Raw genomic sequence first — 26,042 nt, 5'->3', positions numbered from 1 at the left:
CGGCATGCGCAGGTACGGCAAGCACACCGACGAGGACGACATCCGCCAGCGCCCCAACCCCAAGGGGAACCGGCCGCGGACGAACATCAGGCCCAAGCACGAGGACGCCTCGGAGGGCTTCGTCCTGACCGTGGACCGGGGCCGGCTGACCTGCCTGGTAGACGGCCGCCCGGTGCACGCGATGAAGTCCCGCGAGCTCGGCCGCAAGGCGGCGGTGGTCGGCGACCGGGTCTGGATCGTCGGGGACCTGTCCGGCAAGAAGGACACCCTGGCCCGCATCGTCCGCATCGAGGAGCGCAGGTCCGTCCTGCGGCGCACCGCGGACGACGACGACCCGTACGAGCGGGTGGTCGTCGCCAACGCCGACCAGCTGGCCATCGTCACGGCCCTGGCCGACCCGGAGCCCCGGCCCAGGATGATCGACCGCTGCCTGGTGGCCGCGTACGACGCCGGGCTGGAGCCGCTGCTCGTGCTCACCAAGTCCGACCTGACCTCCGCCGACAAGATCCTGGAGATCTACTCGACGCTCGGCGTGAACTACGTGGTCACCAACCGCGAGGAGCTGGCGACCGGGGACGCGGCCGACCGGGTGCGCGAGCGCCTCAACGGCCGGATCACCGCCTTCGTCGGGCACTCGGGCGTCGGCAAGACGACCCTGGTGAACTCGCTGGTCGCCGAGGGCCGCCAGCGCGCCACGGGCCACGTCAACGCGGTGACCGGCCGCGGCCGGCACACCACCACCTCGGCGCTCGCACTGCCGCTGCCCTCGGGCGACGGCTGGGTCATCGACACCCCGGGCGTGCGCTCCTTCGGCCTGCACCACGTGGACCCGTCCCGGGTCATCCTGGCCTTCCCGGACCTGGTGGCGGGCACCGAGGGGTGTCCCCGCGCGTGCAGCCACGACGAGCCGGACTGCGGGCTCGACAAGTGGGTGGAGGACGGCCACGCGGACCCGGCGCGGCTGTACTCGCTGCGGCGGCTGCTGGAGACGCGGGAGCGCCGCGAGGGGGACTGATCCGGCGGTGCGGGCGGCCGGTCCGGCGGACGGGGCGGCGGACGGGACGGCCGGTCCGGCGGGCCCCGGCCGGTCCGGCGGGGTTTGCAGCGGTCCATGTCTGGTAAATGCATAATCGCACCAAGTGACGCGACGTCACGTGACGCGGGGAGGCATTCGCCATGGCGTGGCTGCTGGTCGTGGTCGCCGGAATCCTGGAAACGGGTTTCGCGGTGTGCCTCAAGCTGTCCCACGGGTTCACCCGGCTGTGGCCCACGGTCGCCTTCGCCTGTTTCGCACTCGGCAGCTTCGGCCTGCTGACCCTGGCGCTCAGGAAGCTGGACGTGGGTCCGGCCTACGCGGTCTGGACGGGCATCGGGGCGGCCGGTACCGCGATCTACGGCATGGTCTTCCTCGGCGACCTGGTGTCCACCCTCAAGCTCGTCTCGATCTCGCTGGTCATCCTGGGGGTCATCGGGCTCCAGCTGTCCGGTTCGGCGCACTGACCAGCCGCAGCAGCTCCCCGGTCCCCGGCTCCTCCCCCGGGGCGATCACGTAGGACAGCGCGAGCCGTACGACGAGCTCGCACCGCTGCGCCGTCTCCGGCGAGAGCGCGGCCGACGCCCGGTCCCGGACCGCCCGGATCAGTTCCCCGGGGCCGAGCGCCGGGACCCCCGGCCGGGAGCCCAGGCCGGGCGGGGCCGGCAGGTTGCCGTTCCACGACCCGGTGAGCAGGGCCCGTACGAGGGGACGCGCGCGGGCCGCCCGTACGGTCCACTCGGCGACCCCCGCGAGCCGCTCCGCGGTGCCCGTACGGGCGCCCAGGGTCCGGTCCACGCCGTCGAGGTACCAGTCGGCCTCCTGGCGGACCAGGGCCCGGCCCAGCCCGGCCTTGCCGCCGAACTCGTTGTAGAGCGTCTGCCGGGAGACCCCGGCGGACGCCGCCACGTCCACCATCCGTACGGCCGGCCAGGGGCGCGCGGACAGCGCCGCTCCAGCCGCTTCCAGCAAGGACTCCCGGGCCGCCGGCATCGTCGCCTCCCCCGTTTGGCTCACCCGCCAGAGTTGACGGGCCGACAGTTCCTGTCAAGGGCGCCTCCCGGCCGTAGCGTGGACGCCGTTCGCCGGGCCGCGGCAGTCTCGATACTGTTCGGCCATGCCCGAGTATGACGATGACCTCCGCCTTGCCCTTGAGCTCGCCGACGCGGCGGACGCCGCCACGATGCAGCGCTTCCGAGCCCTTGACCTGCTGGTCGAGACGAAGCCGGACATGACTCCGGTGAGCGAGGCCGACAAGGCCGCCGAGGAGATCATCCGGGCCGGCATCCTGGCCGCGCGCCCGGACGACGCGATCCTGGGCGAGGAGTACGGACTCCAGGGCGACGGCCCGCGCCGCTGGGTCGTGGACCCGATCGACGGCACGAAGAACTACGTGCGCGGGGTGCCCGTCTGGGCGACGCTGATCTCCCTGATGGCACAGGGCGCCGACGGGGTGTTCCGCCCCGTGGTCGGCGTGGTCTCCGCGCCCGCCCTCGGCCGCCGCTGGTGGGCGGCCCAGGGCAGCGGGGCCTTCGCGGGCGGCGCCCTGGGCGAGACGGCCGCGATCGGCGTGTCGAAGGTGGCGACGCTGGCCGACGCCTCGTTCGCCTACTCCTCGCTGAGCGGCTGGGAGGAGCAGGGGCGGCTGCCCGGCTTCCTGGACCTGGCCCGCGCGTGCTGGCGCACGCGGGGCTACGGCGACTTCTGGCCGTACATGATGGTCGCGGAGGGCTCGGTCGACCTGTGCGCCGAGCCGGAGCTGAGCCTGTGGGACATGGCCGCCATCGCGGTCGTGGTCCAGGAGGCCGGCGGGCGCTTCACCAGCCTGGACGGGGTCGACGGCGTGGACGGCGGGAACGCGGCGGCTTCGAACGGCCTGCTGCACGAGGAGATGCTGGCCCACCTGCGCCCGCGCGGCTGAGCCGACGGGCGAGACGCGGCGCCGGACGCGGCGCCGGGCGAGGCGAGGCGCCGGGCGCTTCGGTCGCCGGGTTCCGCGCCCCGGGCGCGCGCCCTGCTGTGACCGGGGACGACCCGCGCATGCCGAGCGCGCCCTCTTGATGACCCTCCGTGTCCGTGGGAATCTGATACTCCCCTGCTTGTGCGCTTGTGAAGGCCTTCTCTAAGTGCAACGCCACGGTCTTCGCCCGTGCACCCACCCAAGCGGGGGACTCACCCAGGAGGTGGCTCTCTTCATGCTCGTCCGCGACGCCATGAGCACCGTGATCCTCACCCTCGGACCCGCGCACACCCTCAGGCAGGCGGCCTGCCTGATGTCCGGCCGGCGCGTCGGCGCGGCCGTCGTCCTCGACCCCGACCACAGCGGAATCGGCATCCTGACCGAGCGCGACATCCTCAACTCGATCGGCGCGGGCCATGATCCCGACCGCGAGTCCGTGGGCGCGCACACCACCAACAACGTCGTGTTCTGCACCCCGGACGCCACGGTGCAGGAGGCCGCGGAGGCGATGGCCCACGGCGGCTTCCGGCATCTGATCGTGCTGGAGGACGGCGGCCCCGTCGGCATCGTGTCCGTACGCGACGTCATCCGCTGCTGGGCGCCCGCGCGGCGCGCCAGCACCGTCACGGTGTAGCGGCCGGGTCCCCTCGGCGAACGCCGACGGGCCGGCACTCCCCGGGGAGTGCCGGCCCGTCGGCCTGCCACGACAAGCGATCCGTCAGCCGCGAAGGGCCTGGACCGCGGCTTCCAGCCGCTTGCCGAAGTCGCCGTCCGCCTGGCGGAAGTTGTTGATCGCGCGCTCGACTATGTCGTCGCGCGAGACCTTGGCGATGAAGCCGGACAGGTTCTCGATCAGGCGGGCCTTCTCGTCCTCCGAGTAGAGGCGGTAGAGGTTGCCGGCCTGGACGAAGTCGTTGTCCTCGCGGTGCACGGGGGCCGCGTGGTTGCCGGTGCCGCCGGTGAGGGCGACCGGCTGCCACAGCGGGCGGTCCGTCTGGTGCGGGCCGCCGAAGCTGTTCGGCTCGTAGTTCTTCGCACCCTTGTGGCGGCCGTCGTACAGGTAGCCGTCACGGGAGTTGGTGCGCGCCTCGGTGGCGTGCGGGCGGTTCACCGGCAGGTGGTCGGCGTTGATGCCGACGCGGTAGCGGTGGGCGTCGCCGTAGCCGAAGAGACGGCCCTGGAGCATCTTGTCCGGGGAGGGACCGATACCGGGAACGAAGTGCGCCGGGCTGAAGATGCTCTGCTCGACCTCGGCGAAGACGTTCTCCGGGTTGCGGTTGAGCTCCAGCTTGCCGATCTCGATCGGCGGGTAGTCCTCGTGCGGCCACACCTTGGTGAGGTCGAACGGGTTGAAGCGGTACTCGGCCGCCTCGGCCGCCGGCATGATCTGGACCTGCACGGTCCAGGAGGGGAAGTCGCCGCGCTCGATCGACTCGCGCAGGTCGCGCTGGTGCGAGTCGGGGTCCTCACCGGCGAGCTGGTTGGCCTCGGCCTGGGTGAGGTTCTTGATGCCCTGGTCGGTCTTGAAGTGGTACTTGACCCAGAAGACCTCGCCGGCCTCGTTGTTCCACTGGAACGTGTGCGAGCCGTAGCCGTTCATGTGGCGGTAGGACGCCGGGATGCCGCGGTCACCGAAGAGCCAGGTCACCTGGTGGGTCGACTCGGGGCTCAGGCCCCAGAAGTCCCACACGTTGTCGGCTTCCTGCGAGCCCGTGTACGGGTCGCGCTTCTGGGTGTGGATGAAGTCCGGGAACTTGATGGCGTCCTTGATGAAGAACACCGGGGTGTTGTTCCCGACGAGGTCGTAGTTGCCCTCTTCGGTGTAGAACTTCAGCGCCCAGCCGCGGGGGTCGCGCACCGCGTCGGCGCTGCCGAGGTTGCCCGCGACGGTGGAGAAGCGCAGGAAGGTCTCGGTCTGCTTGCCGACCTCGGACAGGAACTTCGCACGGGTCCACTGCGAGACGTCACGCGTCAGCGTGAAGGTGCCGTAGGCGCCGGCGCCACGGGCGTGCACGACGCGCTCCGGGATGCGCTCGCGGTTGAAGTGCGCGAGCTTCTCCAGCAGCAGCTGGTCCTGGACCAGAACGGGGCCGCCGACGCCAGCGGTCTCACTGTTCTGGTTGTCGGCGACCGGAGCCCCGGCCTCCGTGGTGAGCGGTCCCTGCGTCACGTGCGCCTCCTGCGTCATTCCTGCGTGTCCTGTCCTTGGCGTTCGCCGTATCCGATCCTACGATGGACTTTGTCTAAGTCAAGTAAGAATCCAAGTCCACATCGGTTCGGGAGTTACACCGAATCCCCTCGCTGTTAGGCTGGCGTCTATGAGTGACCTGCTGGAACGACTTCGCGGACGCGGATGGCGCATGACCGCACAGCGGCGTGTCGTGGCCGAGGTGCTCGACGGTGACCACGTTCACCTGACGGCTGACGAGGTACACGCGCGCGCCGTGGCCAAGCTGCCCGAGATCTCCCGGGCGACGGTCTACAACACCCTGGGCGAGCTCGTATCCCTTGGCGAGGTCCTGGAGGTCTCCACGGACCGGCGCGCCAAGCGGTACGACCCGAACGCCCACCGCCCCCACCAGCACCTGGTGTGCGCGCAGTGCGGCGCGATCCGTGACGTCCACCCGGCGGGCGACCCGCTGGCCGACCTGCCCGACGGCGAACGCTTCGGCTTCGTGGTCTCGGCGGTCGAGGTGACGTACCGCGGGGTCTGCCCGAACTGCGCGGGCGCCTGATCATCGAGGAAGAAGGGCCCGGAAGCTTCCGCTTCCGGGCCCTTCTCGTCATGCGCTCACGGCCGCGCCGCTTCCGTCCGGGAGTTTCCGTCCGGGAGTTTCCGTCCGGGAGTTTCCGTCCGGGAACGACTGAAGGCCCGGATCCATGGGATCCGGGCCTTCGGCCTTCAGTAGCGGGGACAGGATTTGAACCTGCGACCTCTGGGTTATGAGCCCAGCGAGCTACCGAGCTGCTCCACCCCGCGTCGGTAAACCTGACTTTACGGGAGGGCCCCCGGCAGATGCAAATCGGTTAACCGGCCGCCACCCGGGGCGGCCGAACCGGTGACAGGACCCGGCCGCGCGGCCGCCCGCGCCACCCCGTCCGACCCCCGTCCGACCCCCGGCCAGGGTCAGGGCTCAGGGCTCAGGCGTCAGGCGGAGATCTCCTCCGCGAGCGCGTCCCGCAGGCGCGCCGCCCGCTCGGAGACCTCGGCCGGCCCGAGCTCCATGGCCCGCACGCACCACTTCTGCCCCTCCGTGAGGTCCCCTTGCCGGGCCGCCAGCAGCCCCAGCCGCAGCGCCGCCCGGCCGTGTCCGGAAACGGCCGCCCGCGTCCACCACAGCGCCGCCTCCGGCTCGTTGCCCTCGCGCGCCAGCAGCAGCCCCAGGTTGAAGGCCCCGTTCCGGGAACCGGCCTCGGCCGCCTCCCGGTACCAGCGGGCCGCCACCGCCAGGTCGCCCCGCGCGGCGGCCAGCATCCCGACCCGCACCTGCGCACGCCGGTGCCCCTGCTCGGCGGCCCGCTCGTACCACTCCTCGCTCTCGGTGCGCGCGGCGCCGCCCACCGGCTCGCCCAGCGCCACCGGCTCCGGCGGCGGGGCCAGCGACTCCAGCAGCGCGGCCAGCCGGAAGGCCGCCTCCGCACTGCCGCCGCCCGCCGCGCACCGCAGGTGCCGTTCCGCGGCCCGCTCCTCGCCGTCGCGCACCAGCGCGATGCCGACCTGGAGCGCCGCGTCCGTGTGGCCCGCCGACGCGGCCCGCTCGTACCACTTCAGCGCCGTGCGGTCCTCGTCCCGGCTGGCGAACAGGATCCCGAGGTTGAAGGCGGCGTCCACGCTGCCCGCCTCCGCCGCCTTCGAGAACCACGGCTCGGCGCCCTCGGTGTCGCCGCCCTGCAGGAGCAGGATGGCCAGCGCGTTGGCCGCCTCGCGGTGGCCCGCGTACGCCGCCCGCCGGTACCACTGTTCGGCCTGCGCGGTCCTCTCCTGTGCGGCGCACAGCAGAGCAAGGTTGTACGCCCCGTTCTGGTCGCCCGCGTCCATGGCCGCCCGGTACCACTTCTCCGCGGTCTGGGTCTCGCCCCGCGCGGCGTGGAGCGCGCCCAGCGCGTTGGCCGCGTTGCCGTCGCCGTCCTGGGCGGCCCGGTGCCACCACGCGGCCGCGCTGTCCTCGTCCCCGGCGTCGCGCAGCAGGAAGCCGAGCGCGCACGCCGCGCGGGCCTCGCCCTGCTTGGCGGAGGTCAGGTACCAGCGGCCGGCCTCCTTGAGCTCCCCGCGGGCTTCCAGGAGCGCGCCCAGGTGGAGGGCGGCCCGGCGGTGTCCGCGCGCGGCGGCCTGCCGGTACCACTGCTCGGCCTCGACGGGGTCGCCCTTCCTCAGGTGCCGCGCCAGCCGGTACGCGGCTTCGCGGTGCCCCTGCTCGGCGGCGGCCCGGAACCAGCGCTCGATGCCCCGGTCCCCGCGGTGCTCCAGCAGGTCGGCCAGTCCGTACGCGCCCAGGGCGTGGCCGGATTCCGCCGCCTGGCGCAGCCAGTACTCGGCGGCGGGCTCGTCGCCCCGTTCGCGGTAGTGCCGGCCCAGGGCGTGCGCGGCGGGGGCGGATCCGGCCACGGCGGCGACCCGCCACCAGCCGGCGGCCTCTTCGGGGTAGCCCCGCTGGTGCAGCAGTACGCCGAGGTTGTTGGCGGCGGCGCGGTCCCCTTCCCCGGTGGCGCCGCGGAGGTAGGGCTCGGCCCCGGTCAGGTCGCCGCGGCGCAGCAGCAGCGCCCCGAGCACGCTCATGGCGCCCGGGTCGCCCTTGTCGGCGGCCACCCGGTGCCGGGCTTCGAGCTCGGCGTCGCTGGCCACGTCGGCTTCGACGAAGGCTTCGTCCGTGAAATCCGCATCGGTCAGTGCGGTCTGTGCGTTAACGTTCCGAGCCGCCTCGGCTGCTCCCGTGCCCGACTCGGCCTCCGCCCTCACAAACCGCCCTGTCTCCAGCAGAGTTGACCTGTCCCCCATAAATCCCATCGTCGCACCACCTGCTACCCGTGCACACCTGGTATGTCGCAGTCAGTGAGGTCACTACAGCGTTTTGTCGACATGCCCACAGAGAGACAAGTCAAACACGCTCCCACCCCAACTCACCCGTCCCGGTGATGCCGTGTCGCCCCCGGACATGACGAAGGCCCGGATCCCATGGATCCGGGCCTTCGTCTTCAGTAGCGGGGACAGGATTTGAACCTGCGACCTCTGGGTTATGAGCCCAGCGAGCTACCGAGCTGCTCCACCCCGCGTCGGTAAAACCACAGTAGCACGACGCGGGACGGGGCCATTACCGGTTTACTGCTGACCCCCCGGCTTGGGGGCCGTGAGCTTCGCCTCGGCGTCGATCGCCCGCTGAAGCGCTGCCTTGATCTCGTCCTGCGCCTTGCCGAAGGCCGCCCAGTCGCCCGACTGACGGGCCTTCTCGGCTGCCTCGATGGCCTTCTGCGCGTCCGAGAGCGCCGCCTTGACCGTCGGGTCCTGTGCGGCCGGCGGCGTGGTGGTGCCTTCGCCCGGCGGCTGCGGATTCGTGGGCACGGTCGGGGCCTCGGCTCCGAAGACCACGTTCAACGCCTTCTCCAGGGTGTCCTCGAAGGCCGTCTGGCCGCCGTAGGTCACCAGCACCTTGCGCAGCAACGGGTACTTCAGTCCGGAACTGCGGACGTACACCGGCTCCACATAGAGCATTCCGCCGTCGAGCGGCACCGCGAGCAGGTTTCCGTACTCGACCTCGGAGTCACCGCCGCGCAGCAGGCGGATCGACTCGGCGATCTTCGGTTCGGACTGGAACTTGCTCTGCACCTGCTTGGGGCCGTCGACCGGCTTGCTGGTCGGCAGCTTCAGGAGTCTGATCTTGCCGTAGTCCGGGGTGCCCGGATCGGCGTTGACCGCCATGTAGGCGCTCAGGTTGTCCCGTTCGTTCGGCGTGAACGTCGTCGTGAGCGAGAAGACCTGGTCCTTCTCCTGCTGGCCCGGCATCTTCATCGACAGGTAGTACGGCGGAAGCGCCGTGCCCGCCTTGACGGTCGGGTCGTCCGGGACGGCCCAGGCCTCACTGCCGCTGAGGAAGGTCTGCGGGTCCGTGACGTGGTACCGGGTCAGGAGCTCGCGCTGGACCTTGAAGAGGTCCTGCGGGTAACGCAGGTGGTCCATGAGCGACTTGGGGATCTCGTTCTTGGTCTTCACCGTGCCCGGGAAGGCCTTCATCCAGGTCTTGAGGACCGGGTCCTCGGTGTCCCACTGGAACAGCTCGACCTTGCCGTCGTAGGCGTCGACGGTGGCCTTCACCGAGTTGCGGATGTAGTTGACCTGGTTCTCCTGCGCCACCACCGCGCGCTGGCTGTTGGTCAGCGAGTCCGCGGTGCTCTGGCCGAGCGTGGTGCGCGAGGCGTACGGGTAGCCGTTGGTCGTCGTGTACGCGTCGACGATCCACTTGATCCGGCCGCCCACGACCGCCGGGTACGGGGCCCCGTCGATGGTCAGCCAGGGCGCGACGGCCTCGACGCGCTCCTTGGGCGTGCGGTGGTACAGGATGCGCGAGCCGTCGCCGATGGCCCCGGAGTACAGGATCTGGGGCTCGCTGAAGGCGAGCGCGTACGCGGCGCGGTTGACCGGGTTGTCGAGGTTGACGCCGGAGTCGCCCTTGTAGGAGGTCTCCTTCTCGCCCTTGTCGTCCGAGTAGTCGAGCTCCTTCTGCGGTCCGCCGACGATCGAGTACTGCTTCGTCTGCTCGCCGTAGTAGATGCGCTGCTCGAAGTCGGTGCCGAACATGCCCTTCGAGGGCAGGTCGGACTGGGTGAAGTCGGGGGCGCCCTGGTCGCCGACGGTGGTGCCCTTGGCCGCGACCACGCCGTAGCCGTGCGTGTACTTGAAGTGGTCGTTGATCCAGTTGTTCTTCGGGATGCCGCCGATGTTCAGCTCGCGCAGGCCGATGACCGTGTCCTGGCCGCTGTACCGGTCCACGGCGAGCGTGGACGGGAAGCCGTAGTAGCCCTTGACCTGCTGGAGCTGCTGGAAGGCCGGGGACACGATGTTCGGGTCGAGGAGCCGGATGCTGGCCGTGGTGTCCGCGGCCTGGCGCAGCTTGGTCTTGTCCTCGGTCTGCGGCACGCCCGGGTAGTCCTTGACCTCGGACTGGGCGATTCCGTAGGCGTCGCGCGTCGCCTTGATGTTCTTCTCGACGTACGGCGATTCCTTGGCCTGCTCGTTCGGCTGGACCTGGAACTTCTGGACGATCGCCGGGTACAGCCCGCCGATCAGGATCGCCGACAGGACCATCAGGCCGAAGCCGATGACCGGCAGCTGCCAGGTCCGGCGCCACAGGGTGGCGAAGAACAGCAGCGCGCAGATCGCGGCGATGGCGACGAGGATCGTCTTGGCCGGGAGGTAGGCGTTGGCGTCGACGTAGCGCAGGCCGGTCCAGTTGTCGGCCGCCTTGAAGTCACTGGACTTCACGGCGAGGCCGTACCGGTCGAGCCAGTACGCGATCGCCTTGAAGGTGACGAAGAGGCCGAGCAGCACCGACAGGTGCCCCGTGGCCGCGGCGGTGGCCCGGGCGCCCGGGCTGGTCACGCGCAGTCCGCCGTACAGGTAGTGCACGACGACGGCGGCGATCACCGACAGCACGATCGCGGCGAAGCCGAAGCCGAGCAGGAAGCGGTACCAGGGCAGGTCGAAGGTGTAGAACGACACGTCCAGGTTGAACTGGGGGTCCTTCGTGCCGAAGGGCACCCCGTTCACATACATCAGCCAGGTCTTCCACTGGCCGGCCGCCGAGGCACCGGCGATCAGGCCGACGATCGCGGCGATGCCCAGGAGCAGCCACTTCTTGTACGGCGCGACGCTCATCCGGTAGCGGTCGAGGCTCTGCTGCTCCATCGACATCGCGCTGAGCGGGGGCCGCAGCCGGTGCGCCAGCCAGATGTTGAAGCCGACGACGCCGGCCATCAGCAGGCCGAACACGGCGAAGAGGCCGATCTTGGTCCACAGGGTGGTGGTGAAGACGGTGGAGTACTCGACCGAGCGGAACCAGAGCCAGTCCGTCCAGAAGCCCGCGAACATGATGAACGCCATGGCCAGAACGGCCAGGACCCCCAAGGTCATCAGAAGAGTCCGGGCACGCCGGGAGGGGCGGCCGACTCTCATCCGTGGCCCGGAAGGGCCTCCGCCGCGGTCCGGCATCTGGAAAGCCAAGGTGCGCACCTCTGAAAGTCGCTGGGTCTGGTAATCAACGGGCCCCCGATCGTAGAGCCCACTCATGCAACTTACTGAGGCTTTAGTCAGTTCCCGGTATCCGATGGAAAGGAGGCAGGATGTTGTCCATGTCCAACCTTTCGCCTTCCCCCGGCACCCCGATGGCCGCCACCCCGCTGACCCGCGCCGTCCTCGAGATCGACGAATACGCCTCCACCCTCGGCTGGGACAAGCCCGCCCGGCTCTTCGCCCTGGTCGACACGGCCAGGCTGCGCAAGCAGGAACCGGGGCTCGCCCGCCAGCTCGGCCTCGACACCGACGACACGGGCAAGAGCCAGCTCACCCCGATCGAGCAGGACGAGGTGCCGGCCGGGACCCCGCTGGACAAGTTCCTGGGAACCATCGCCTGGCCCGCCGCGATCGTGGGCTGCGCGCTGACCGTGGAGCGGCTGATGCTTCCGCCGTCGGCGGAGTCCTCCGTACCCGAGGGCCTCAGCGACAAGCAGCTGGCCAAGTGGGTCGCCGGGCACCCGGAGCGGCAGGAGGTGCGGCTGACCGTCGGCGTGCTGCGGGACGGCTCGCGCGAGTCCGCCGTACGGCTGCGCGAGAAGGACTCCTCCAGCGAGGTGCTGACGGGCGCGAGCCTGGTGCCGGGACTGGCCGAGGCGCTGGCCGCGACCTTCCTCGACTAGGTCGCGGGACCTTTCTCGACCAGGTCCCGCGGATCCTCGCCGGGCTTCGGATCATGGCCGGGGCGGACCGGTCAGGGCTTGGTGCACTGCGGCAGCCCTGCCGTGTCCCCCTTGCCGATCTTCTCCAGCGCCTTGGTGGCGTCGCCGATGGTGGAGACCTTCACCAGCGTCAGCCCGTCGGGGACGTGGGAGGCGGCGGAGGCGCAGTTCTCGGCCGGGGTGAGGAAGTACTCGGCGCCTGCCTGGCGGGCGCCGATGGTCTTCATCTGGATGCCGCCGATCGGCCCGACCTTGCCGGAGTCGTCGATGGTTCCGGTGCCCGCGATGAACTTGCCTCCGGTGAGGTCCTCCGCGGTGAGCTTGTCGACGATGCCGAGCGCGAACATCAGGCCGGCGCTCGGGCCGCCGACGTCGGCGAGCTTGATGTCGATCGGGAACGGGAAGGTGTGGTCGATCCCCGCCCGGATGCCGACGATGGCGTGACCGTCGCCTTCCGCCTTGCCCGTGGTGATCGTGACCTTGGCGGTGGTGGCGGGCTCGCGGTTCGCCTTCTCGGCCGCGGCCGACTCTTCGGCCGGCACGATGACGAACTCGACTGGCTCGCCGGGCTTGTGCTTGGTGACGAGCTTGGCCACGTCCGCGGCCTCGGTCACCGGGCTGCCGTCCACGGACTTGATCACGTCCCCGGCGTGCAGCTTGCCCTCGGAGGGGCTGTCCTTGACCACGGAGGACACGATGACGTGCGGGGTGACCGGGATGTTCAGCTGCTTGAGGGCCGCCACCTTGGCGCTCTCCTGGGACTGGCTGAACTCCTCGGCGTTCTCCTGCGTGGACTGCTTGTCCGTCTTGCCGTCCGGGTAGAGGTTCTCGTGCGGCACGACGATGTTGTCGTCGGCCAGCCAGCCGTACACCGCTTCCAGCAGGTTCATGTCGTAGTCCGCGCCGGTGACGCGGACCGTCGTCATGTTCAGGTGCCCGGTGGTGGGGTACGTCTTGTGCCCCGAGATGTTCAGGACCGGCTCGCCGCGCGAGTCCCCGAGCGTGTTCACCGTGGGACCGGGGCTCATCTCGGAGTACGGGACCTTGATGAAAACCCCTGCGCAGAGCAACGCGAACAGCATGAGGGTGGAGGCGAGCATCGTCGCAGTGCGGCGTGGCATGGATCGACAGTACGGGACGCCCCTGGCGGGCGGCCCGTGGGGCCGGTCCGTACGGGGCCGCGGGCGGAAACTCTCAGAGGATTCTCAGGGACTCGCGGGACGGGACTCGCGGGACGCCTCAGACGGCGTCGGAACCGGAGTGCGCCTTCGCCCTCGTGCCGGCCTGTTCGGACTTGCCCATGACCTCGCGGAACCTCGCGTAACCGGCCAGCTCCGATATGTCACCGGATGTCCGGTCGCGAGCCGCCCAGCTGCCCCATATCGCCGCTCCGACGGCGGCGAACAGCGGAATCAGCAACCACGCCAGTGACGCCATGGACGTGCCTCCCTGCCCCGAAAGTACGTGTCGTTGGTGGCTTCAACGCTCGTGCCCGGGAAGGGGTTACGCAAATCGAGGGCGTGTTGCGCGGCCGAACGGGTGTGAGGTTACCCCCCGCCGGGGACGGTGCTCCGGCCGGGGGCCCCGGCAGCGGCGGGCCGGAGGCCGGGCGGCCTCCGACCGGGGTTCAGCAGGCGCCGACCCACTCCTCGGTGCCGTCCGCGAAGGTCTGGTGCTTCCAGATCGGGACCTCGTGCTTGAGGTCGTCGATCAGCATCCGGCAGGCCTCGAAGGCCTCGCCGCGGTGCGGGCAGGAGACGGCGACGACGACGGCGAGGTCGCCCACCGACAGGTCTCCGACCCGGTGGACGGCGGCCAGGGCGCGGACCGGGAACTTGGCCACGACCCGCTCGGCGACGCGGCGCATCTCGGCCTCGGCCGTCGGGTGGCAGGAGTAGCCGAGGGAGTCGACGTCCGCCCCGCTGTCGTGGTTGCGCACCGTGCCGACGAAGAGCGTCGTCCCGCCCGTCGCATCGTCGCCGACGGCCGTGAAGACCTCGTCGATGGACAGCGGCGTGTCACGGATCTCGAGCAGCCGGATCGGGTCCGGAGCGGCCTGCTCGCCGGGGTGGTCGAAGTGCGGAGCCATACAGCCATCGTGCACCACCCTTCTCACATCGCGGAATAGCCAATTCGACCGGCTGTACCACCCCGGCGTATGGAGCCTCCTACAGTCCCGGGGGTCAGATCCCGCGCCTCTTGCGGGCCCGGCGGACCGCGGCGGCGGCGCCGAGCAGCGCGACCGTGGCGCCCGCCGCACCGGCGGCCGTGGCGGCGTCCTTGCGGCCCAGGCGGCGGCCGGCGACCGTGTGGCGGCCCGCGACCTCCTGGAGGAGCTCGGCCAGCACCTCCTCGTTGGTCCAGCGCGGCCGCCAGCCCGCCGCGTGCAGCCCGCTGACGCTGACCACCCACGGGTGCATCGTGTACGCGAGGTCCCCGGCCGGGGAGGGCGTCAGGCCGATCCGGTGCAGCCGGGCCGCGGCGCCCAGGGCGACCGCCGAGGGCAGCTCCATGCGGCGGATTCCGCTGAGCTCCTCGACCTCCTCCTGCTCCAGCCAGCCCTCGCAGCCCACCGCCAACTCGCCGTCGACCTTCTCCAGGGCCGCGTACTCCAGGGCGCTGACCAGGTCCTCGACGTGGCAGAACTGCCAGGTGGGCCGGGATCCCGCCACCACGAGCAGGCGCGGCGACTCGAAGTACCGGGTCAGCGCGGTGTCGGTGCCGCCGACCAGGACGGCCGGGCGGACCACGGTGACGTTCAGCCCGGGGTGCGCGCGGGGGGCCCGGCGGCCGAGCCGCTCGATCTCCAGCAGGTCGCCGACGCCGGTGGCCTCGGCGGTGGCGCGCAGCTCGGAGTCCTCGGACAGCGGGATGTCGTTGTCCGGCAGGGCCCCGTAGACCATCGCGGAGGTGCACAGGACGACCCGGTGCACCCCGGCCGCGGCGGCGGCGGTCAGTACGGTCTGGGTCCCGCGCACGTTGTACGCCGTACGGGCCGCCGGGTCCGTCTCCAGGTCGAGGTCGAGCGCGAGGTGGACGACGACGTCCGCGCCCCGCAGCTTTTCGGCGATCGCGGGGTCCCGTACGTCCAGCACGTGCCACTGCGCGGCCGCGCAGTCGCCCCGCCGCTCGTCGATCGCGACGACCTGCTTGATCTCGTCGGATTCGACGAGGCGGGCCACCAGGGCCGCGCCGACTCCCGACGCGGCGCCGGTGACGGCGATCACGGGGCCCCGCTGGTTTCGCGGCTGGCGAACGCCGTGGGGGCTGTCACCGTGCTCAGGGCGCTTTTCGGCGTCGCGGCTGTGATCGTCCGAGCCTTGCTCGTCCGAAGCGTGCGGATCCGGGGAACTCACCAGGCGTCTCCAGCGGTTGTCTTCAGTAGGGACGCGCCGTGACGCGTACCCACCAGGTGATGTCCATCCTGCCGCAGCCCAGGAGTCGGCGGAGCACCGAGCCCGGAAGCGGGCCGGGTGTCTACCCTGGGTGGTGTTGTCGGACCATTGCCCGTCGGCTCCCGCCGACGGCCCTACGAGCCGAGGAAACCCGTGAGCGACACCCCATTCGGATTCGGCCTTCCGCCGGAGGAGCCGGAGAACGGCGACGAGGGCAAGAAGGGCGGCCAGGGCGGCCCGGCGAATCCGTTCGGGTTCCCCGGCATGGGCCTGCCGGGCGGCGCGGGCGGCCCCGGCGGCCCGGGCGGCGCGGACAATCCGTTCGCCGCGATGTTCGGTTCGATGAACCCGAACGACCTCGGCGCGGCCTTCCAGCAGCTCGGCCAGATGCTGAGCTACGAGGGCGGTCCCGTGAACTGGGACATGGCCAAGGACATCGCCCGCCAGACCGTCGCGCAGGGCACCGCGGACGGGGTGAAGGACAACAGCGTCGGCATCGCCGAGAGGTCCGCCGTCGAGGAGGCCGTGCGCCTGGCCGACCACTGGCTGGACGGGGTGACCTCGCTGCCCTCGGGCGCCACCACGGCCGTCGCGTGGAGCCGCGCCGAGTGGGTCGAGGCGACCCTCCCGGTGTGGAAGGAGCTCGTGGACCCGGTCGCCGAGCGCGTCGGCGCGGCCATGGGCGGCGTCCTGCCCGAGGAGATGCAGGCCATGGCGGGCCCGCTGCTCGGCATGATGCGCTCGATGGGCGGCGCCATGTTCGGCCAGCAGATCGGCCAGGCCGTGGGCGTGCTCGCGGGCGAGGTCGTCGGCTCGACCGACATCGGGCTGCCGCTGGGCCCGGCGGGCAAGGCCGCGCTGCTTCCGCTGAACATCGAGAGCTTCGGCAAGGACCTGGGCGTCCCGGCGGACGAGGTCCGGCTGTACCTGGCGCTGCGCGAGGCGGCCCACGCCCGCCTCTTCGCCCACGTGCCGTGGCTGCGCTCGCACCTGTTCGGCGCGGTCGAGGGCTACGCGCGGGGCATCAAGGTCGACACCTCCAAGCTGGAGGACGTGGTCGGCCAGCTCGACCCGTCGAACCCCGAGCAGCTGCAGGAGGCGCTGGCGGGCGGCATGTTCCAGCCGCAGGACACCCCCGAGCAGAAGGCCGCCCTGGCCCGCCTGGAGACGGCGCTCGCGCTGGTCGAGGGCTGGGTCGACGCGGTGGTGCACGAGGCCGCCAAGCCCCGGCTGACCTCGGCGGACGCCATGCGCGAGACCATGCGCCGGCGGCGCGCCTCGGGCGGCCCGGCGGAGCAGACCTTCGCGACGCTGATCGGCCTGGAGCTGCGGCCGCGCCGGCTGCGCGACGCCTCCCGCCTGTGGGCCTCGCTCACCGACGCGCGGGGCGTGGACGGCCGCGACGGGCTGTGGGAGCACCCGGACATGCTGCCGACCGCCTCCGACCTGGACGACCCGGACGGGTTCGTGCACCGCGAGCAGCTGGACTTCTCGGAGATCGACAAGATGCTCGGCGAGGCCGCCGAGAAGCGTGAGCTGGGCGACGGCGAGGGCGAAGAGAAGAAGTGAGCCTGTACGACGACGCGGTCCTGGTCCTCAAGGGCTTCGAGGGGCGGGACCCGCAGCAGAGCGAGCTGCGGGACGTCTATCTGGAACATCTCGCCGCGCATCCGGACGGGGTCTACAAGCCGTGCCGGGCCGGGCACATCACGGGCAGTGCCCTGGTGGTCGACCCGGCGCGGGGGCGGGTGCTGCTGACCCTGCACAAGAAGCTGGGCATGTGGCTGCAGATGGGCGGGCACTGCGAGCCCGGTGACACCACGCTCGCCGGGGCGGCGCTGCGCGAGGCCGTGGAGGAGTCGGGCATCACCACCGGGCTGACCCTGCTGCCGGGCGGCCCGTTGCGGCTGGACCGGCATCCGATCCCGGCGCCGTGCAACTGGCACCTGGACGTGCAGTACGCGGCGCTGGCCCCGGCCGGGGCGGTGGCGGAGATCAGCGAGGAATCGCTGGACCTGCGCTGGTTCCCGTACGAGGAGGTCGCGGCGGTGGCCGACGCCTCGGTCGTGCGGCTGGTGGAGGCGACCCGGGCGCGGCTCTGACGCGCCCGCGGGACATGTGGAAGGGGCGGTCCCGTGGGACCGCCCCTTCCGGCGTTCGACGCGGGGCGGCGCCGGTCAGTTCCAGGCGTTGTTCTGGTTCTGGGCGTGGGCGCCGTGCTGGCCCACGCCGAACTGCGCGGCCGCGCCCTGCCCGATCTGCGCGTTCTGCGGCGGCAGCGCTTCGCTGGGCTGGACCAGGGCGAAGCCGGTGCCGAGGAAGCTCAGCTCCCAGCCCTCGCCGGTGTTGCCGCGCCTCCGCCACACGCCGGTGGAGTGCGTCTGGGCCTGCATCTGCACGCGCAGCGAGGTGGACCAGGCGACGATCGCGTCGGCGTCGGCGTTGACGTACTTGTCGGGCGTGACCTGCATCATCAGCGGCTGCCCGGAGGTCATCAGCGCGACCTTGCCGCGGCCGGTGATGTTGAGCTGGTACTTGCCGGAGCCGGAGATCCCGTACTGGCTGTCCACCGCGATGACCTCGGTGTGCAGCGTGGAGTCCAGGGCCAGCACGTAGCTGCTGTCGACGGTGAGGCCCTCGTGGTCCACGTCCATGACGTGCACGTACTGGGCGAGGTTGGCCAGGTAGACCGTGCCCTGCCCGGAACAGCGCATCAGGTCGAGGCCCTCGCCGGTGCGGCGGCGGGCGCTGCGCTGGTTGTTGCTCTGGTACTCCCCGTCGAAGTCGATGATCCCCTGGTAGGCGACCATCGCGCCCTTGCGGGCGAGTACGTCGTCGGTGCCGCTCAGGGAGACCCGCAGCAGCTGCGGGTTCTGCACGGTGTACCGCTCCTGGGACTGCGCCTCGGCGTGGGCGAAAAGTGAGCTCTGCATGATGTGCCTTCTCCCCCTCAGCCCCGGGCCCGGAGCCGGTCGGTGCTGTCCTCGCTGGGCTGTACGACGACGATTCCCTGGCCGGAGAAGGCCATCTGGTAGGCCTCGCCGCTGCCTCGGCCGATCATCGACGAGGCCTTGAAGCTGCGCTTCCCCTTGACCTTGAGGTTCGGGGACCAGGCGACGAGCGCGTCCGGGTCCACGTACGTCTCGTCCTCGCCGCGACCGCAGTCGACGACGATCGGGGTGCCCCGGGAGGTGATCGCCACCCAGCCGGTTCCGGCGATCTGTACGTTGAACAGGCCCTGGCCGGCGAATTTGGCCATGCCCTTGACCCGCTCGACGCCCCACTGGAGGTGGGCGTCGAAGGCGAGCAGGTTGGTGCCGTTGACGGAGAGGGCGTCGTTGTTGAGGTTGATGACGACGACGTCCGCGCCGTAGTCGGCGAGGTAGAGCAGGCCGTCGCCCGTGCACTTCATCAGGGGCGCGCCCTCGCCGGTGAGCCACTGCGAGGCCATCTGGCGGACGGCGGGCGGATTGGGCTCGTACTGCACGAAGCCCTCGTACGCGACCATCGAGCCGGTGCGTGCGAAGAGGTCCTGGCCGCTCTGCATGGCGACCTTGAGCATGGCCCGGCCGTGGTTCTCCATCCGGGCCGTGACGGGGGTCGGGGCGTAGCCCGCGAGCTGCTGGTTCATGGCGTTCATATCGGGCTCCCTCAGACCTCGTACGGCTGGACGACGATGAAGTTGCCGGGTGCGCCGCGGAACTGGAGGTTCACCGTCTCCCCGCTGTGACCGGGGTAGGCGTTGCGGCGCAGCCGGACCTGGCTGGAGATGATCACCTGTGAGGCGGCGGACCAGGCGACGATGGCGTTGCTGTCCGCGAAGGTGGTCGGGGTGACGGGCAGGACGACCGGGACGCCGTGCGTCTTGACGATCACCGTGCCGGTGCCCTGGAACTGCATGGTGAACAGGGCGCCGCCGGGGATGCCGTGGCCCTCGATGCGGCGCACCTCGTGCTGGAGCGACTCGTCGAAGGCGAGCACGTTCTCGGCGGAGACGCAGATCCCGTCGCCCTGGAGCTCGATGGCGTGCAGGTGGGCGCCGTTCTCCGCGAGGAAGACCTGGCCGCGGCCGGTGCAGCGCATCAGCTGCATCTCCTGGCCGGTGGCGTTGCCGACGATCCGGCCGGCGAAGCCGGCTCCCTTGTAGCTGAAGTCGACCTTGCCCTGGTAGAGGACCATGCTGCCCTGGCGGGCGAGGACGGCCTGGCCGCCCATCGACAGGTCGACGCGCATGAGCTGCTGGTTCTGCGGGGTCCAGCGGGCGCCGGTGGGGGCTTCCTTGTACGGCTGGAGCGCGGCGGCCAGGCCCGCTCCGGCGGATCCGGGCTGGGGCTGCTGGGCGTACTGGGGCGGCTGCTGGCCGAAGGCGGGCTGCTGGCCGTACGGGGGCTGCTGGCCCGGGACCTGGCCGTACGAGGGCTGCTGCGGCGGCTGCCCGTAGGGCGCGGGGGCCGGGGCGGGCGGCGGGACCTGGTTGCCGTAGCCGGGCTGCTGGCCCGGGACCTGGCCGTAGGAGGGGGGTCCGGGCTGCTGCGGGGGGTGCGGCGGCTGGCCGTACGGCGCGGGGGCGGGCGGGACGAGCGGCCCGACCATGGTGGGGGCCGAGTGCACCGGCTGCTGCGCGGCGGGCTGGACCGGGGCGCCGAAGGACGGTGCGGGGGCGGGCGGGGCGGGCGCGGGCGCCGGGGCGGGGGTCTGCGCGGGTGCGCCGAAGGCGGGCGCCGGGGCGGTGGCCTGCGGCGGCGGGGCGAATCCGGGCGCGCCGCCGGACTGGGCCGGGGCCTGCTGCGCCGGCTGCTCCTCCTCGGCGACCTCGCCGCCGAAGTTCTGCAGCAGCGCGGCGAGTCCGCCGTCGAAGCCCTGGCCGACGGCGGCGAAGCGCCAGACGTCCTTGAGGTAGAAGTCACCGATCATCAGGGCGCGCTCGGTGCTGAATTCCGCGCCCGTGAACGCGTACCGGACCACTTCCTCGCCGCCGGCGACGACCCTGATGTAGCCGGGGCCGATCTGCGACATCTGCCCGGGGCCGTCGATGGAGGCGGCGAAGGACAGCTTGTGGATGTTCGCCGGGATGCGGTCGAGGGTCACCCGGAAGGATTCGCTGTCACCGGCCTGCGCGCCGAGCTGCTGGATGGACTCTTCGGGCGATTTCGGCTGATTGTAGAAAACGAAGTAGCGGTCGTCCGACAGCTGCTCGTTGGCGTCGAGGCCGAAGCAGCTGATGTCGATGGCGAGTCCGGGCCCGGCGATCTGGACGCCCACGTACAGATCCGTGCCCGCTGTCAGATCGCTGATCTTGGCCTTGTGGCCGCGTTGGAATTCCCTGGCCATACGTCCGACCGTCCCCCATCCCGACTGTGAATGCGTGCCGCTCAGGCTAACGGCTTCCGCCGACATCAGGCCAAGTCGGTACCGACCCGGTACAGATCACGCTCTGTCACGCAACGGATCATTCCTCGCGCGCTGCGGGGACCTTGGGGAGGCGCTCGGCCGCGACCACTCCCTCGAGATATCCGCGGGCCCGCTCGGTCTTCGGGTACGCCTCCAGCAACTGCCAGAAGCGGGGGCCGTGACCGGGCACGAGGAGGTGCGCCAGCTCGTGCAGCAGCACGTAGTCGACGACGTACTCCGGCATGCCCTGGAGGCGGTGCGAGAGCCGGATGCTGCCCTCGGCCGGGGTGCAGGAGCCCCAGCGGGTGTTCTGGTTGGTGACCCAGCGAACCGAGCGGGGGCGGGCGCGGCCGCCGAAGTACTGCTCGGACAAACGCTCGGCGCGGTCGGTGAGTTCCGTGTCGCCGAGGGTGCGCTTGCTCTCCTGGGCGGCGAGCTTGTCGAGCATCACGCCCACCCAGCGCTTCTCCTCCGCCTCGGACATCCGGGCAGGGATCAGGACGACCGTCCGCTCACCCTCACGGTAGGCGGATACGGTCCTGCGGCGGCGCGCGCTCCGGCGGACTTCGACGGCGCGCTGCGGTGGATCGGCGGACACGCCAGCACGGTACCCGGTCGCCACGGCCGAAGTCCCGCGCGCCCACGGTTCGAACATGATCGATTCGCCGCCGATACCGGAAGCACCCCATTTCTCCATCTCATATGCCTGATACCTCCTGCCTGTGGACAAATTCCCGCACGGAATCCGGGGGGCGGGCAATGTTGCGGAGGAAAGGCGGAGGGCGGTGCGGAGGGCGGTGCGGAAGCCGCCGGGTCCGCCCGACGCACTCACGAGGGTTGGAAATCGAGGGGGAAGGGTCATGTATCCGAAGGTGAAGCCGGCGCTGGCGCGGGCTTGGCGGGATCTGCAGACGGTGCAGTTCGGGGTGACTCCCGCCCATGCGGTGGCGCTCGGCCCGGTGGACACGGCCACCGGTGCGCTGATCGACCGGATCGACGGCGCCCGGAGCATGGAACTGCTGCGTGCCGAAGGCGCGGGGATGGGGCTGTCGCAGGGCCGGGTGGACGAGCTGGTCCGGCGGCTGGCCGGGGCCGGGCTGCTGGACGACGCCACCGCCGGCGGGCCCCGCGCGCAGGCGGTGCGCGAGCGGCCCGAGGCGCTGGAGCGGCTCGGGCCGGACCTCGCCTCGCTCTCGCTGGTCCACCGCGAGCCGGGTGGGGATCTGCGGTCGGTCGCGGCCCGGCGGACCATACGGGTCCAGGTGCGCGGGAGCGGCCGGGTGGGCGGGGTGATCGCCGCCGTACTCGCGGGGGCGGGCGTGGGGCGGGTCGAGGTGCTCGACGGGGGCCGGGTGCAGCCGGCCGATGTGGCACCGGGCGGGCTGGGGCCGGGCAGCGTCGGCCGGCTGCGCGCGGAGGCGGCGGGGGCGGTCGTACGGGCGGCGGCCCCGGGACGGGCGCCGCGGGCGGGGGAGGGCGAGGGGCCGCAGTCGGGGCTGGCCCTGGTGGTGATCGCGCCCCGGGACGGACTCCAGGCGTGGGCCCCCGATCCGGAGACGGCCGCGGACTGGGTGGCCACGGGCACTCCGCACCTGTACGCGGGTGTGCTGGAGGGTACGGGGCTGGTCGGGCCGCTGGTGCTGCCGGGTGCCACGGCCTGCGCGGGGTGCATGGAGCGCGACCGCGTCGACCGGGACCCGGCCTGGCCGAGGATGCTGGTCCAGTGGCGCTCCGCGCACCGCCGCCGCGCGACCGCGGCCTGTGACCTGGGGCTGGCCACGGCGGTGGCCGGGCTGGCCGCCGCCCACGCGTTGGCCTTCCTCGACGGCCGGTTGCCCGCCTCGACGGGAGCCCGGTGGGAGGCCGCCCTTCCCGCTCTGCACTGGGAGCGTTCCGAGGTCCGCCCGCACCGGGAGTGCCCCTGCTCGGCGGCCGTGCCGGTGGAGGCGGCCGGGGCGGAGGCCGGGGACGGGGGCGCGGGTGGTGATGGCGGCCGGGGCGGAGGAGACCGGGTCGTTGGAGGGGCCGGGGTCGATGGAGGGAGCGGGGGTCGTGGAGGCGGCAGGCTTGGTCAAGCGGTGCTGGAGAGGAGGGAGGCAGGATCGGCCTGAAGGCGCCGAGGGGGGCCATGACAGGATGCGTTTTGTCTGCCTCAGGGGGCGCACCCCTGAACCGCCGCTTGCGGCACAGCTGTCTGGGAACTGGAGGGGCGCATGTCTGATCTTCCCCGGAAGGCGGTCACCCGTACCGTCAAGCTGGCCGCGCTGCCACTGGGCATCGCAGGCCGGGCCACCTGGGGGCTGGGAAAGCGGATCGGAGGCAAGTCGGCGGAGATCGTGGCGCGGGAACTACAGCAGCGCACCGCCGAACAGCTGTTCCGGACGCTCGGCGAGTTGAAGGGCGGGGCCATGAAGTTCGGGCAGGCCCTGTCGGTCTTCGAGTCGGCCCTGCCCGAGGAGGTCGCCGGCCCCTACCGGGCAGCGCTGACCAAGCTTCAGGAGGCGGCGCCGCCGCTGCCCGCGACGCGGGTGCACCAGGTGCTCGCGGAGCGGCTCGGCGAGGACTGGCGCGAGTTGTTCGAGGAGTTCGAGGACAAGCCGGCCGCGGCCGCCTCGATCGGGCAGGTGCACCGGGCGGTGTGGCACGACGGCCGGCAGGTGGCGGTCAAGGTCCAGTACCCGGGAGCCGGTGAGGCGCTCCTGTCGGACCTCAAGCAACTGAGCCGGTTCGCGGGGCTGCTGGGGCCGCTGATACCCGGCATGGACATCAAGCCGCTGATCACCGAACTGCGTGACCGGGTGGCGGAGGAGCTGGACTACGAGCTGGAGGCCGAGGCGCAGCGGACGCATGCCGACGCGTTCGACGGCGACGAGGACGTGCTCGTTCCGGACGTCGTGCATCAGGGCGACCAGGTGCTGGTGACGGAGTGGATGGAAGGGACCCCGCTGTCGGAGGTGATAGCCGACGGCACGCAGGAGGAGCGCGACCGTGCCGGGCAGTTGCTGGCCCGGTTCCTCTTCTCCGGGCCGGCGCGCACAGGCCTGCTGCACGCCGATCCGCACCCGGGGAACTTCAGGCTGATACCGGGTGCGGACGGCCGGATGCGGCTGGGCGTACTGGACTTCGGCACCGTCGACCGGCTTCCGGGGGGCTGGCCCAAGCCGATCGGCCGGTCGCTGCGGATGACGCTGGAGGGGGATGCCGAGGGGGTCTACGGGCACCTGTGCGCCGAGGGGTTCGTGAAGGAGTCCATCGAACTCGACCCGGACGCGCTGCTGGACTACCTGAAGCCCATGCTGGAGCCCGCCGAGGCGGACGAGTTCACCTTCACCCGGCCGTGGCTGCGCGGCCAGGCCGCGCGGATCGCCGATCCCCGCTCCCCCGCGCACCAGCTGGGGCGGCAGATCAACCTGCCGCCGTCCTACCTGCTGATCCACCGGGTCACGCTGAGCACCATCGGGGTGCTGTGCCAGTTGGGTGCGACGGTCCGGCTCCGTGAGGAACTGGACGCCTGGCTCCCGGGTTTCCCTCCCGAGGACTCCGCACGACCCGACAACGCCGAGGGCTCCAAGGGCTCGTAGGGGCCCTACGGGTTCCAGGGCCGCCCCGGGGAGCAGCTCCGGGGCCGGCCCCGGCTGCCCTGCCGGGGGCGGGTTCCGGCGTTCACCACCAGGAGGAGTCGAGCCGGCCTTCGATCGCTCGGAGGTTGGCCCGGGCGCAGTCGACGCAGAAGTACTGTCTGGCGCCGTTCTCCACGGAGCAGGTCCAGGTGGGCGGCGCGCCGTCCGGGGAGCGGGTGCCGCAGCGCGCGCAGACGACGGGCTGGGCCTCGGATCCCGGCGGGGTGGGTCGGGGGGTCGGCTGGTCCACCTCCAGACGATATCCCCGCGGGCGGTGGACGCGCTCGGCAACGCACCGGGGGGACCGGTCCCTTCGGACCGGTCCCCCCGGGGTGCTGTTTTCTTTGCTGTTTTCTTCAGCTCTTACTGCATGACGGCCATGGCGAGCGCGCGCCGGGCGCGCATCGAGACGCGCTCGGCTCGACGCTGCATGCGCCGCGCGGCGACCAGGCGCAGGGCGTGACGCTCGGCGTCGGCCTCACGCATGCGGTCGTCCATATGGGCACGAGCCATGGCTTCTGGGATGAGTTGCATTTCGCGGGTCCTGTTCTGACGCGAGGTGATCGCGCCTGCGGTGATGAAGTCTGCGGTGGCGGAGCCGTGCGGCTGCTCGCTCGTGGTGGCGTGGGGGGACATGAGGGCCTGCTTCAAGGGGTCGTGCGTCAGGGGGCGGTCGATGGTTCCGATGGCGGTCATGCCGCGACAACCGGGTTCTTGCGCGGACGGCCACGGGGGCGCTTCCGGGCGACGACAACACCCTGGACGAAGAGCTCGCCACCCCAGACACCCCAGGGCTCGCGGCGCTCCTTCGCGCCGGCGAGGCAGGCCTCGACCAGCGGGCAGGTGCCGCAGAGGGACTTGGCGTACTCGACGTCGGCCGGGGACTCGGCGAAGAAGACCTCGGGGTCGAAGGTGCGGCAGGGAACGGGTACGCCGAGGTTCTCGATGGCGTCGTCGAGCGCGGTCAGCGCGGTGAGGGGAGTCAAGGTGGAGTCCTCCGGGACTGCGGGCGGGGAGATCGTTTGGGTCTGCGGTACGGACGGGGCGTGCGCTTCGAGTTGCACGGTGGTTTCTTCCTCGTCTTTGTTGACTAGTCGTTCCGGCCGGGTTCGGCCGGGGTCGGCTGGTACCTGTTCTTGCCAGTCCCGAGGCCCCTTCGCTCCGTCGTCCCCGTTCGGGGACAAACAGAAGGGCCGCGGATCCCGGGTGGGGTTCCGCGGCCCTGAAGGCGCCGGCCTGATCGTCGGATCAGGCTGGATCACTCCAGGGTTCGAGCCCGCGGAAGGCCCACATCAGGTGGTGCTGCTGCTTCGTCTGCTTCGTCTGGGATCCGGCACCGGCTGCGGCGGCCCCAAAGCCATAGGCGCCATGCGCCTGGGCTTCTGCTGCCATTACTGCCACCGGTGCCAGGGTCCGTCGCTCATTGCGCTCACTCACCAGCAGCGCGGAGGGCGCGGCCAGGCGGGCAGGGCTGTCCGTGGAAATCGGGGACAGACCGGTGACCAGGAGCGGAAGGAGCGGGGAGACACCGAGCGGGCAGGAAGCGGCAACCGAGCGATCGGTCATTTTGGTGGTGGTCATGAAGCTGGTCACTGGTCTCGCCTCCTCTCGGCGTCTCGGGGACTGGGCCCGGGGGCCTGTCCCATGCGTATTCGGATAAGTACAGCACGGATCCTGGGCTTCGGAGAAGCCACCGTTTC

The 26,042-nt window shown here is 71.4% G+C and carries 26 protein-coding genes and 2 tRNA genes; 10 read left to right on the top strand and 18 right to left on the bottom strand.

All coding sequences use genetic code 11. From position 1 onward, the window contains the following. The first annotated feature begins 4 nt into the window (after nucleotides 1-4). Complete coding sequence (gene rsgA, locus ACZ4TG_RS27125) at nucleotides 5-1,015, top strand: ribosome small subunit-dependent GTPase A (protein ID WP_468167250.1); 1,011 nt, start codon at nucleotides 5-7, stop codon at nucleotides 1,013-1,015. 161 nt (nucleotides 1,016-1,176) lie between these two features. After that, the gene (locus tag ACZ4TG_RS27120; RefSeq protein ID WP_401178044.1) at nucleotides 1,177-1,500 is read left to right on the top strand and encodes a DMT family transporter; all 324 of its coding nucleotides are present in this window, start codon (nucleotides 1,177-1,179) and stop codon (nucleotides 1,498-1,500) included. On the opposite strand, the gene ACZ4TG_RS27115 is transcribed toward ACZ4TG_RS27120, so the two are convergent. Then, the gene (locus ACZ4TG_RS27115) at nucleotides 1,466-2,026 is read right to left on the bottom strand and encodes a TetR/AcrR family transcriptional regulator (protein WP_468167312.1); all 561 of its coding nucleotides are present in this window, start codon (nucleotides 2,024-2,026) and stop codon (nucleotides 1,466-1,468) included. The genes ACZ4TG_RS27120 and ACZ4TG_RS27115 overlap by 35 nt on opposite strands. A 124-nt stretch (nucleotides 2,027-2,150) precedes the next feature. Between ACZ4TG_RS27115 and hisN the strand changes: the two genes are divergently transcribed. Both hisN and ACZ4TG_RS27105 read left to right on the top strand, forming a co-directional pair. Continuing rightward, nucleotides 2,151-2,954, top strand: coding sequence for a histidinol-phosphatase (gene hisN / locus ACZ4TG_RS27110; RefSeq protein ID WP_468167248.1), 804 nt, complete (start codon nucleotides 2,151-2,153; stop codon nucleotides 2,952-2,954). 274 nt (nucleotides 2,955-3,228) lie between these two features. Continuing rightward, complete coding sequence (locus ACZ4TG_RS27105; protein WP_468167246.1) at nucleotides 3,229-3,627, top strand: CBS domain-containing protein; 399 nt, start codon at nucleotides 3,229-3,231, stop codon at nucleotides 3,625-3,627. A gap of 84 nt (nucleotides 3,628-3,711) precedes the next feature. Here the strand turns inward: ACZ4TG_RS27105 and ACZ4TG_RS27100 are convergent, their stop codons facing one another. Continuing rightward, on the bottom strand, nucleotides 3,712-5,181 hold the full coding sequence (locus ACZ4TG_RS27100; protein ID WP_468167244.1) for a catalase: 1,470 nt from the start codon (nucleotides 5,179-5,181) through the stop codon (nucleotides 3,712-3,714). A gap of 130 nt (nucleotides 5,182-5,311) precedes the next feature. Here ACZ4TG_RS27100 and ACZ4TG_RS27095 point away from each other — a divergent pair, with 130 nt between their 5' ends. Further along, entirely contained in the window at nucleotides 5,312-5,728 is a 417-nt protein-coding gene (locus tag ACZ4TG_RS27095) for a Fur family transcriptional regulator (protein WP_468167242.1), read from the top strand. Between the two features lie 171 nt (nucleotides 5,729-5,899). On the opposite strand, the gene ACZ4TG_RS27090 is transcribed toward ACZ4TG_RS27095, so the two are convergent. From ACZ4TG_RS27090 to ACZ4TG_RS27075, 4 genes are all read right to left on the bottom strand, one after another. Further along, nucleotides 5,900-5,973 (bottom strand) — tRNA-Met (locus tag ACZ4TG_RS27090). A 168-nt stretch (nucleotides 5,974-6,141) separates the two neighbouring features. Then, entirely contained in the window at nucleotides 6,142-7,998 is a 1,857-nt protein-coding gene (locus ACZ4TG_RS27085; RefSeq protein WP_468167240.1) for a tetratricopeptide repeat protein, read from the bottom strand. Nucleotides 7,999-8,190: 192 nt separating this feature from the next. Next, nucleotides 8,191-8,264, bottom strand: a tRNA-Met gene (locus tag ACZ4TG_RS27080). Between the two features lie 46 nt (nucleotides 8,265-8,310). Beyond that, nucleotides 8,311-11,193 carry a UPF0182 family membrane protein gene (locus ACZ4TG_RS27075; RefSeq protein WP_468167310.1) on the bottom strand — a complete coding sequence of 961 codons (2,883 nt, stop codon included), beginning with the start codon at nucleotides 11,191-11,193 and terminating at the stop codon, nucleotides 8,311-8,313. Between the two features lie 131 nt (nucleotides 11,194-11,324). On the opposite strand from ACZ4TG_RS27075, the gene ACZ4TG_RS27070 reads away from it, so the two are divergent. Further along, on the top strand, nucleotides 11,325-11,897 hold the full coding sequence (locus tag ACZ4TG_RS27070; protein WP_468167238.1) for a PPA1309 family protein: 573 nt from the start codon (nucleotides 11,325-11,327) through the stop codon (nucleotides 11,895-11,897). A gap of 71 nt (nucleotides 11,898-11,968) precedes the next feature. Here the strand turns inward: ACZ4TG_RS27070 and ACZ4TG_RS27065 are convergent, their stop codons facing one another. The 4 genes from ACZ4TG_RS27065 to ACZ4TG_RS27050 all read right to left on the bottom strand — a co-directional run bounded on the left by ACZ4TG_RS27065 (nucleotide 11,969) and on the right by ACZ4TG_RS27050 (nucleotide 15,292). After that, nucleotides 11,969-13,057 (bottom strand): YlbL family protein, encoded by a 1,089-nt coding sequence (locus ACZ4TG_RS27065; RefSeq protein ID WP_468167236.1) that lies wholly within the window; start codon nucleotides 13,055-13,057, stop codon nucleotides 11,969-11,971. Nucleotides 13,058-13,175: 118 nt separating this feature from the next. Beyond that, nucleotides 13,176-13,373, bottom strand: coding sequence for a hypothetical protein (locus ACZ4TG_RS27060; RefSeq protein ID WP_468167234.1), 198 nt, complete (start codon nucleotides 13,371-13,373; stop codon nucleotides 13,176-13,178). 190 nt (nucleotides 13,374-13,563) lie between these two features. Next, nucleotides 13,564-14,025: a molybdenum cofactor biosynthesis protein MoaE gene (locus tag ACZ4TG_RS27055; protein ID WP_468167232.1), complete on the bottom strand. Its 462-nt coding sequence runs from the start codon at nucleotides 14,023-14,025 to the stop codon at nucleotides 13,564-13,566. Between the two features lie 94 nt (nucleotides 14,026-14,119). Next, nucleotides 14,120-15,292 (bottom strand): SDR family oxidoreductase, encoded by a 1,173-nt coding sequence (locus tag ACZ4TG_RS27050; protein ID WP_468167230.1) that lies wholly within the window; start codon nucleotides 15,290-15,292, stop codon nucleotides 14,120-14,122. Between the two features lie 192 nt (nucleotides 15,293-15,484). On the opposite strand from ACZ4TG_RS27050, the gene ACZ4TG_RS27045 reads away from it, so the two are divergent. Together ACZ4TG_RS27045 and ACZ4TG_RS27040 are read left to right on the top strand one after the other, a co-directional pair. Continuing rightward, the gene (locus ACZ4TG_RS27045; RefSeq protein WP_468167228.1) at nucleotides 15,485-16,900 is read left to right on the top strand and encodes a zinc-dependent metalloprotease; all 1,416 of its coding nucleotides are present in this window, start codon (nucleotides 15,485-15,487) and stop codon (nucleotides 16,898-16,900) included. After that, a complete protein-coding gene (locus ACZ4TG_RS27040) occupies nucleotides 16,897-17,433 on the top strand; it encodes an NUDIX hydrolase (RefSeq protein WP_468167226.1) in 537 nt (178 codons plus the stop codon). Before ACZ4TG_RS27045 ends, ACZ4TG_RS27040 begins: the two co-directional genes overlap by 4 nt. A gap of 75 nt (nucleotides 17,434-17,508) precedes the next feature. On the opposite strand, the gene ACZ4TG_RS27035 is transcribed toward ACZ4TG_RS27040, so the two are convergent. From ACZ4TG_RS27035 to ACZ4TG_RS27020, 4 genes are all read right to left on the bottom strand, one after another. After that, nucleotides 17,509-18,264, bottom strand: a complete 756-nt coding sequence (locus ACZ4TG_RS27035) for an AIM24 family protein (protein ID WP_468167224.1) — start codon at nucleotides 18,262-18,264, stop codon at nucleotides 17,509-17,511. 17 nt (nucleotides 18,265-18,281) lie between these two features. Continuing rightward, nucleotides 18,282-18,962 (bottom strand): AIM24 family protein, encoded by a 681-nt coding sequence (locus ACZ4TG_RS27030; RefSeq protein WP_362051639.1) that lies wholly within the window; start codon nucleotides 18,960-18,962, stop codon nucleotides 18,282-18,284. 20 nt (nucleotides 18,963-18,982) lie between these two features. Next, the gene (locus ACZ4TG_RS27025; RefSeq protein WP_468167222.1) at nucleotides 18,983-20,662 is read right to left on the bottom strand and encodes a TerD family protein; all 1,680 of its coding nucleotides are present in this window, start codon (nucleotides 20,660-20,662) and stop codon (nucleotides 18,983-18,985) included. Between the two features lie 118 nt (nucleotides 20,663-20,780). Further along, the gene (locus ACZ4TG_RS27020; protein WP_468167220.1) at nucleotides 20,781-21,377 is read right to left on the bottom strand and encodes a M48 metallopeptidase family protein; all 597 of its coding nucleotides are present in this window, start codon (nucleotides 21,375-21,377) and stop codon (nucleotides 20,781-20,783) included. A 205-nt stretch (nucleotides 21,378-21,582) separates the two neighbouring features. Here ACZ4TG_RS27020 and ACZ4TG_RS27015 point away from each other — a divergent pair, with 205 nt between their 5' ends. Both ACZ4TG_RS27015 and ACZ4TG_RS27010 read left to right on the top strand, forming a co-directional pair. Beyond that, nucleotides 21,583-22,833 (top strand): ThiF family adenylyltransferase, encoded by a 1,251-nt coding sequence (locus tag ACZ4TG_RS27015; RefSeq protein WP_468167218.1) that lies wholly within the window; start codon nucleotides 21,583-21,585, stop codon nucleotides 22,831-22,833. Between the two features lie 102 nt (nucleotides 22,834-22,935). After that, a complete protein-coding gene (locus tag ACZ4TG_RS27010) occupies nucleotides 22,936-24,303 on the top strand; it encodes an ABC1 kinase family protein (protein ID WP_468167216.1) in 1,368 nt (455 codons plus the stop codon). 82 nt (nucleotides 24,304-24,385) lie between these two features. Here the strand turns inward: ACZ4TG_RS27010 and ACZ4TG_RS27005 are convergent, their stop codons facing one another. The 4 genes from ACZ4TG_RS27005 to ACZ4TG_RS26990 all read right to left on the bottom strand — a co-directional run bounded on the left by ACZ4TG_RS27005 (nucleotide 24,386) and on the right by ACZ4TG_RS26990 (nucleotide 25,935). After that, a complete protein-coding gene (locus tag ACZ4TG_RS27005; protein WP_468167214.1) occupies nucleotides 24,386-24,592 on the bottom strand; it encodes a hypothetical protein in 207 nt (68 codons plus the stop codon). Nucleotides 24,593-24,705: 113 nt separating this feature from the next. Further along, on the bottom strand, nucleotides 24,706-25,038 hold the full coding sequence (locus ACZ4TG_RS27000) for a hypothetical protein (RefSeq protein WP_468167212.1): 333 nt from the start codon (nucleotides 25,036-25,038) through the stop codon (nucleotides 24,706-24,708). Further along, nucleotides 25,035-25,406, bottom strand: a complete 372-nt coding sequence (locus tag ACZ4TG_RS26995) for a WhiB family transcriptional regulator (protein WP_053676354.1) — start codon at nucleotides 25,404-25,406, stop codon at nucleotides 25,035-25,037. The genes ACZ4TG_RS27000 and ACZ4TG_RS26995 overlap by 4 nt, the downstream gene beginning before the upstream one ends. 184 nt (nucleotides 25,407-25,590) lie before the next feature. Then, nucleotides 25,591-25,935 (bottom strand): hypothetical protein, encoded by a 345-nt coding sequence (locus ACZ4TG_RS26990; protein WP_468167210.1) that lies wholly within the window; start codon nucleotides 25,933-25,935, stop codon nucleotides 25,591-25,593. Nucleotides 25,936-26,042 lie beyond the last annotated feature (107 nt).

Source organism: Streptomyces sp. NPDC028314, from assembly GCF_055565795.1.
The sequence above is the reverse complement of the archived record's forward strand: the minus strand, read 5'-3'. Positions and strand labels throughout refer to the sequence as shown.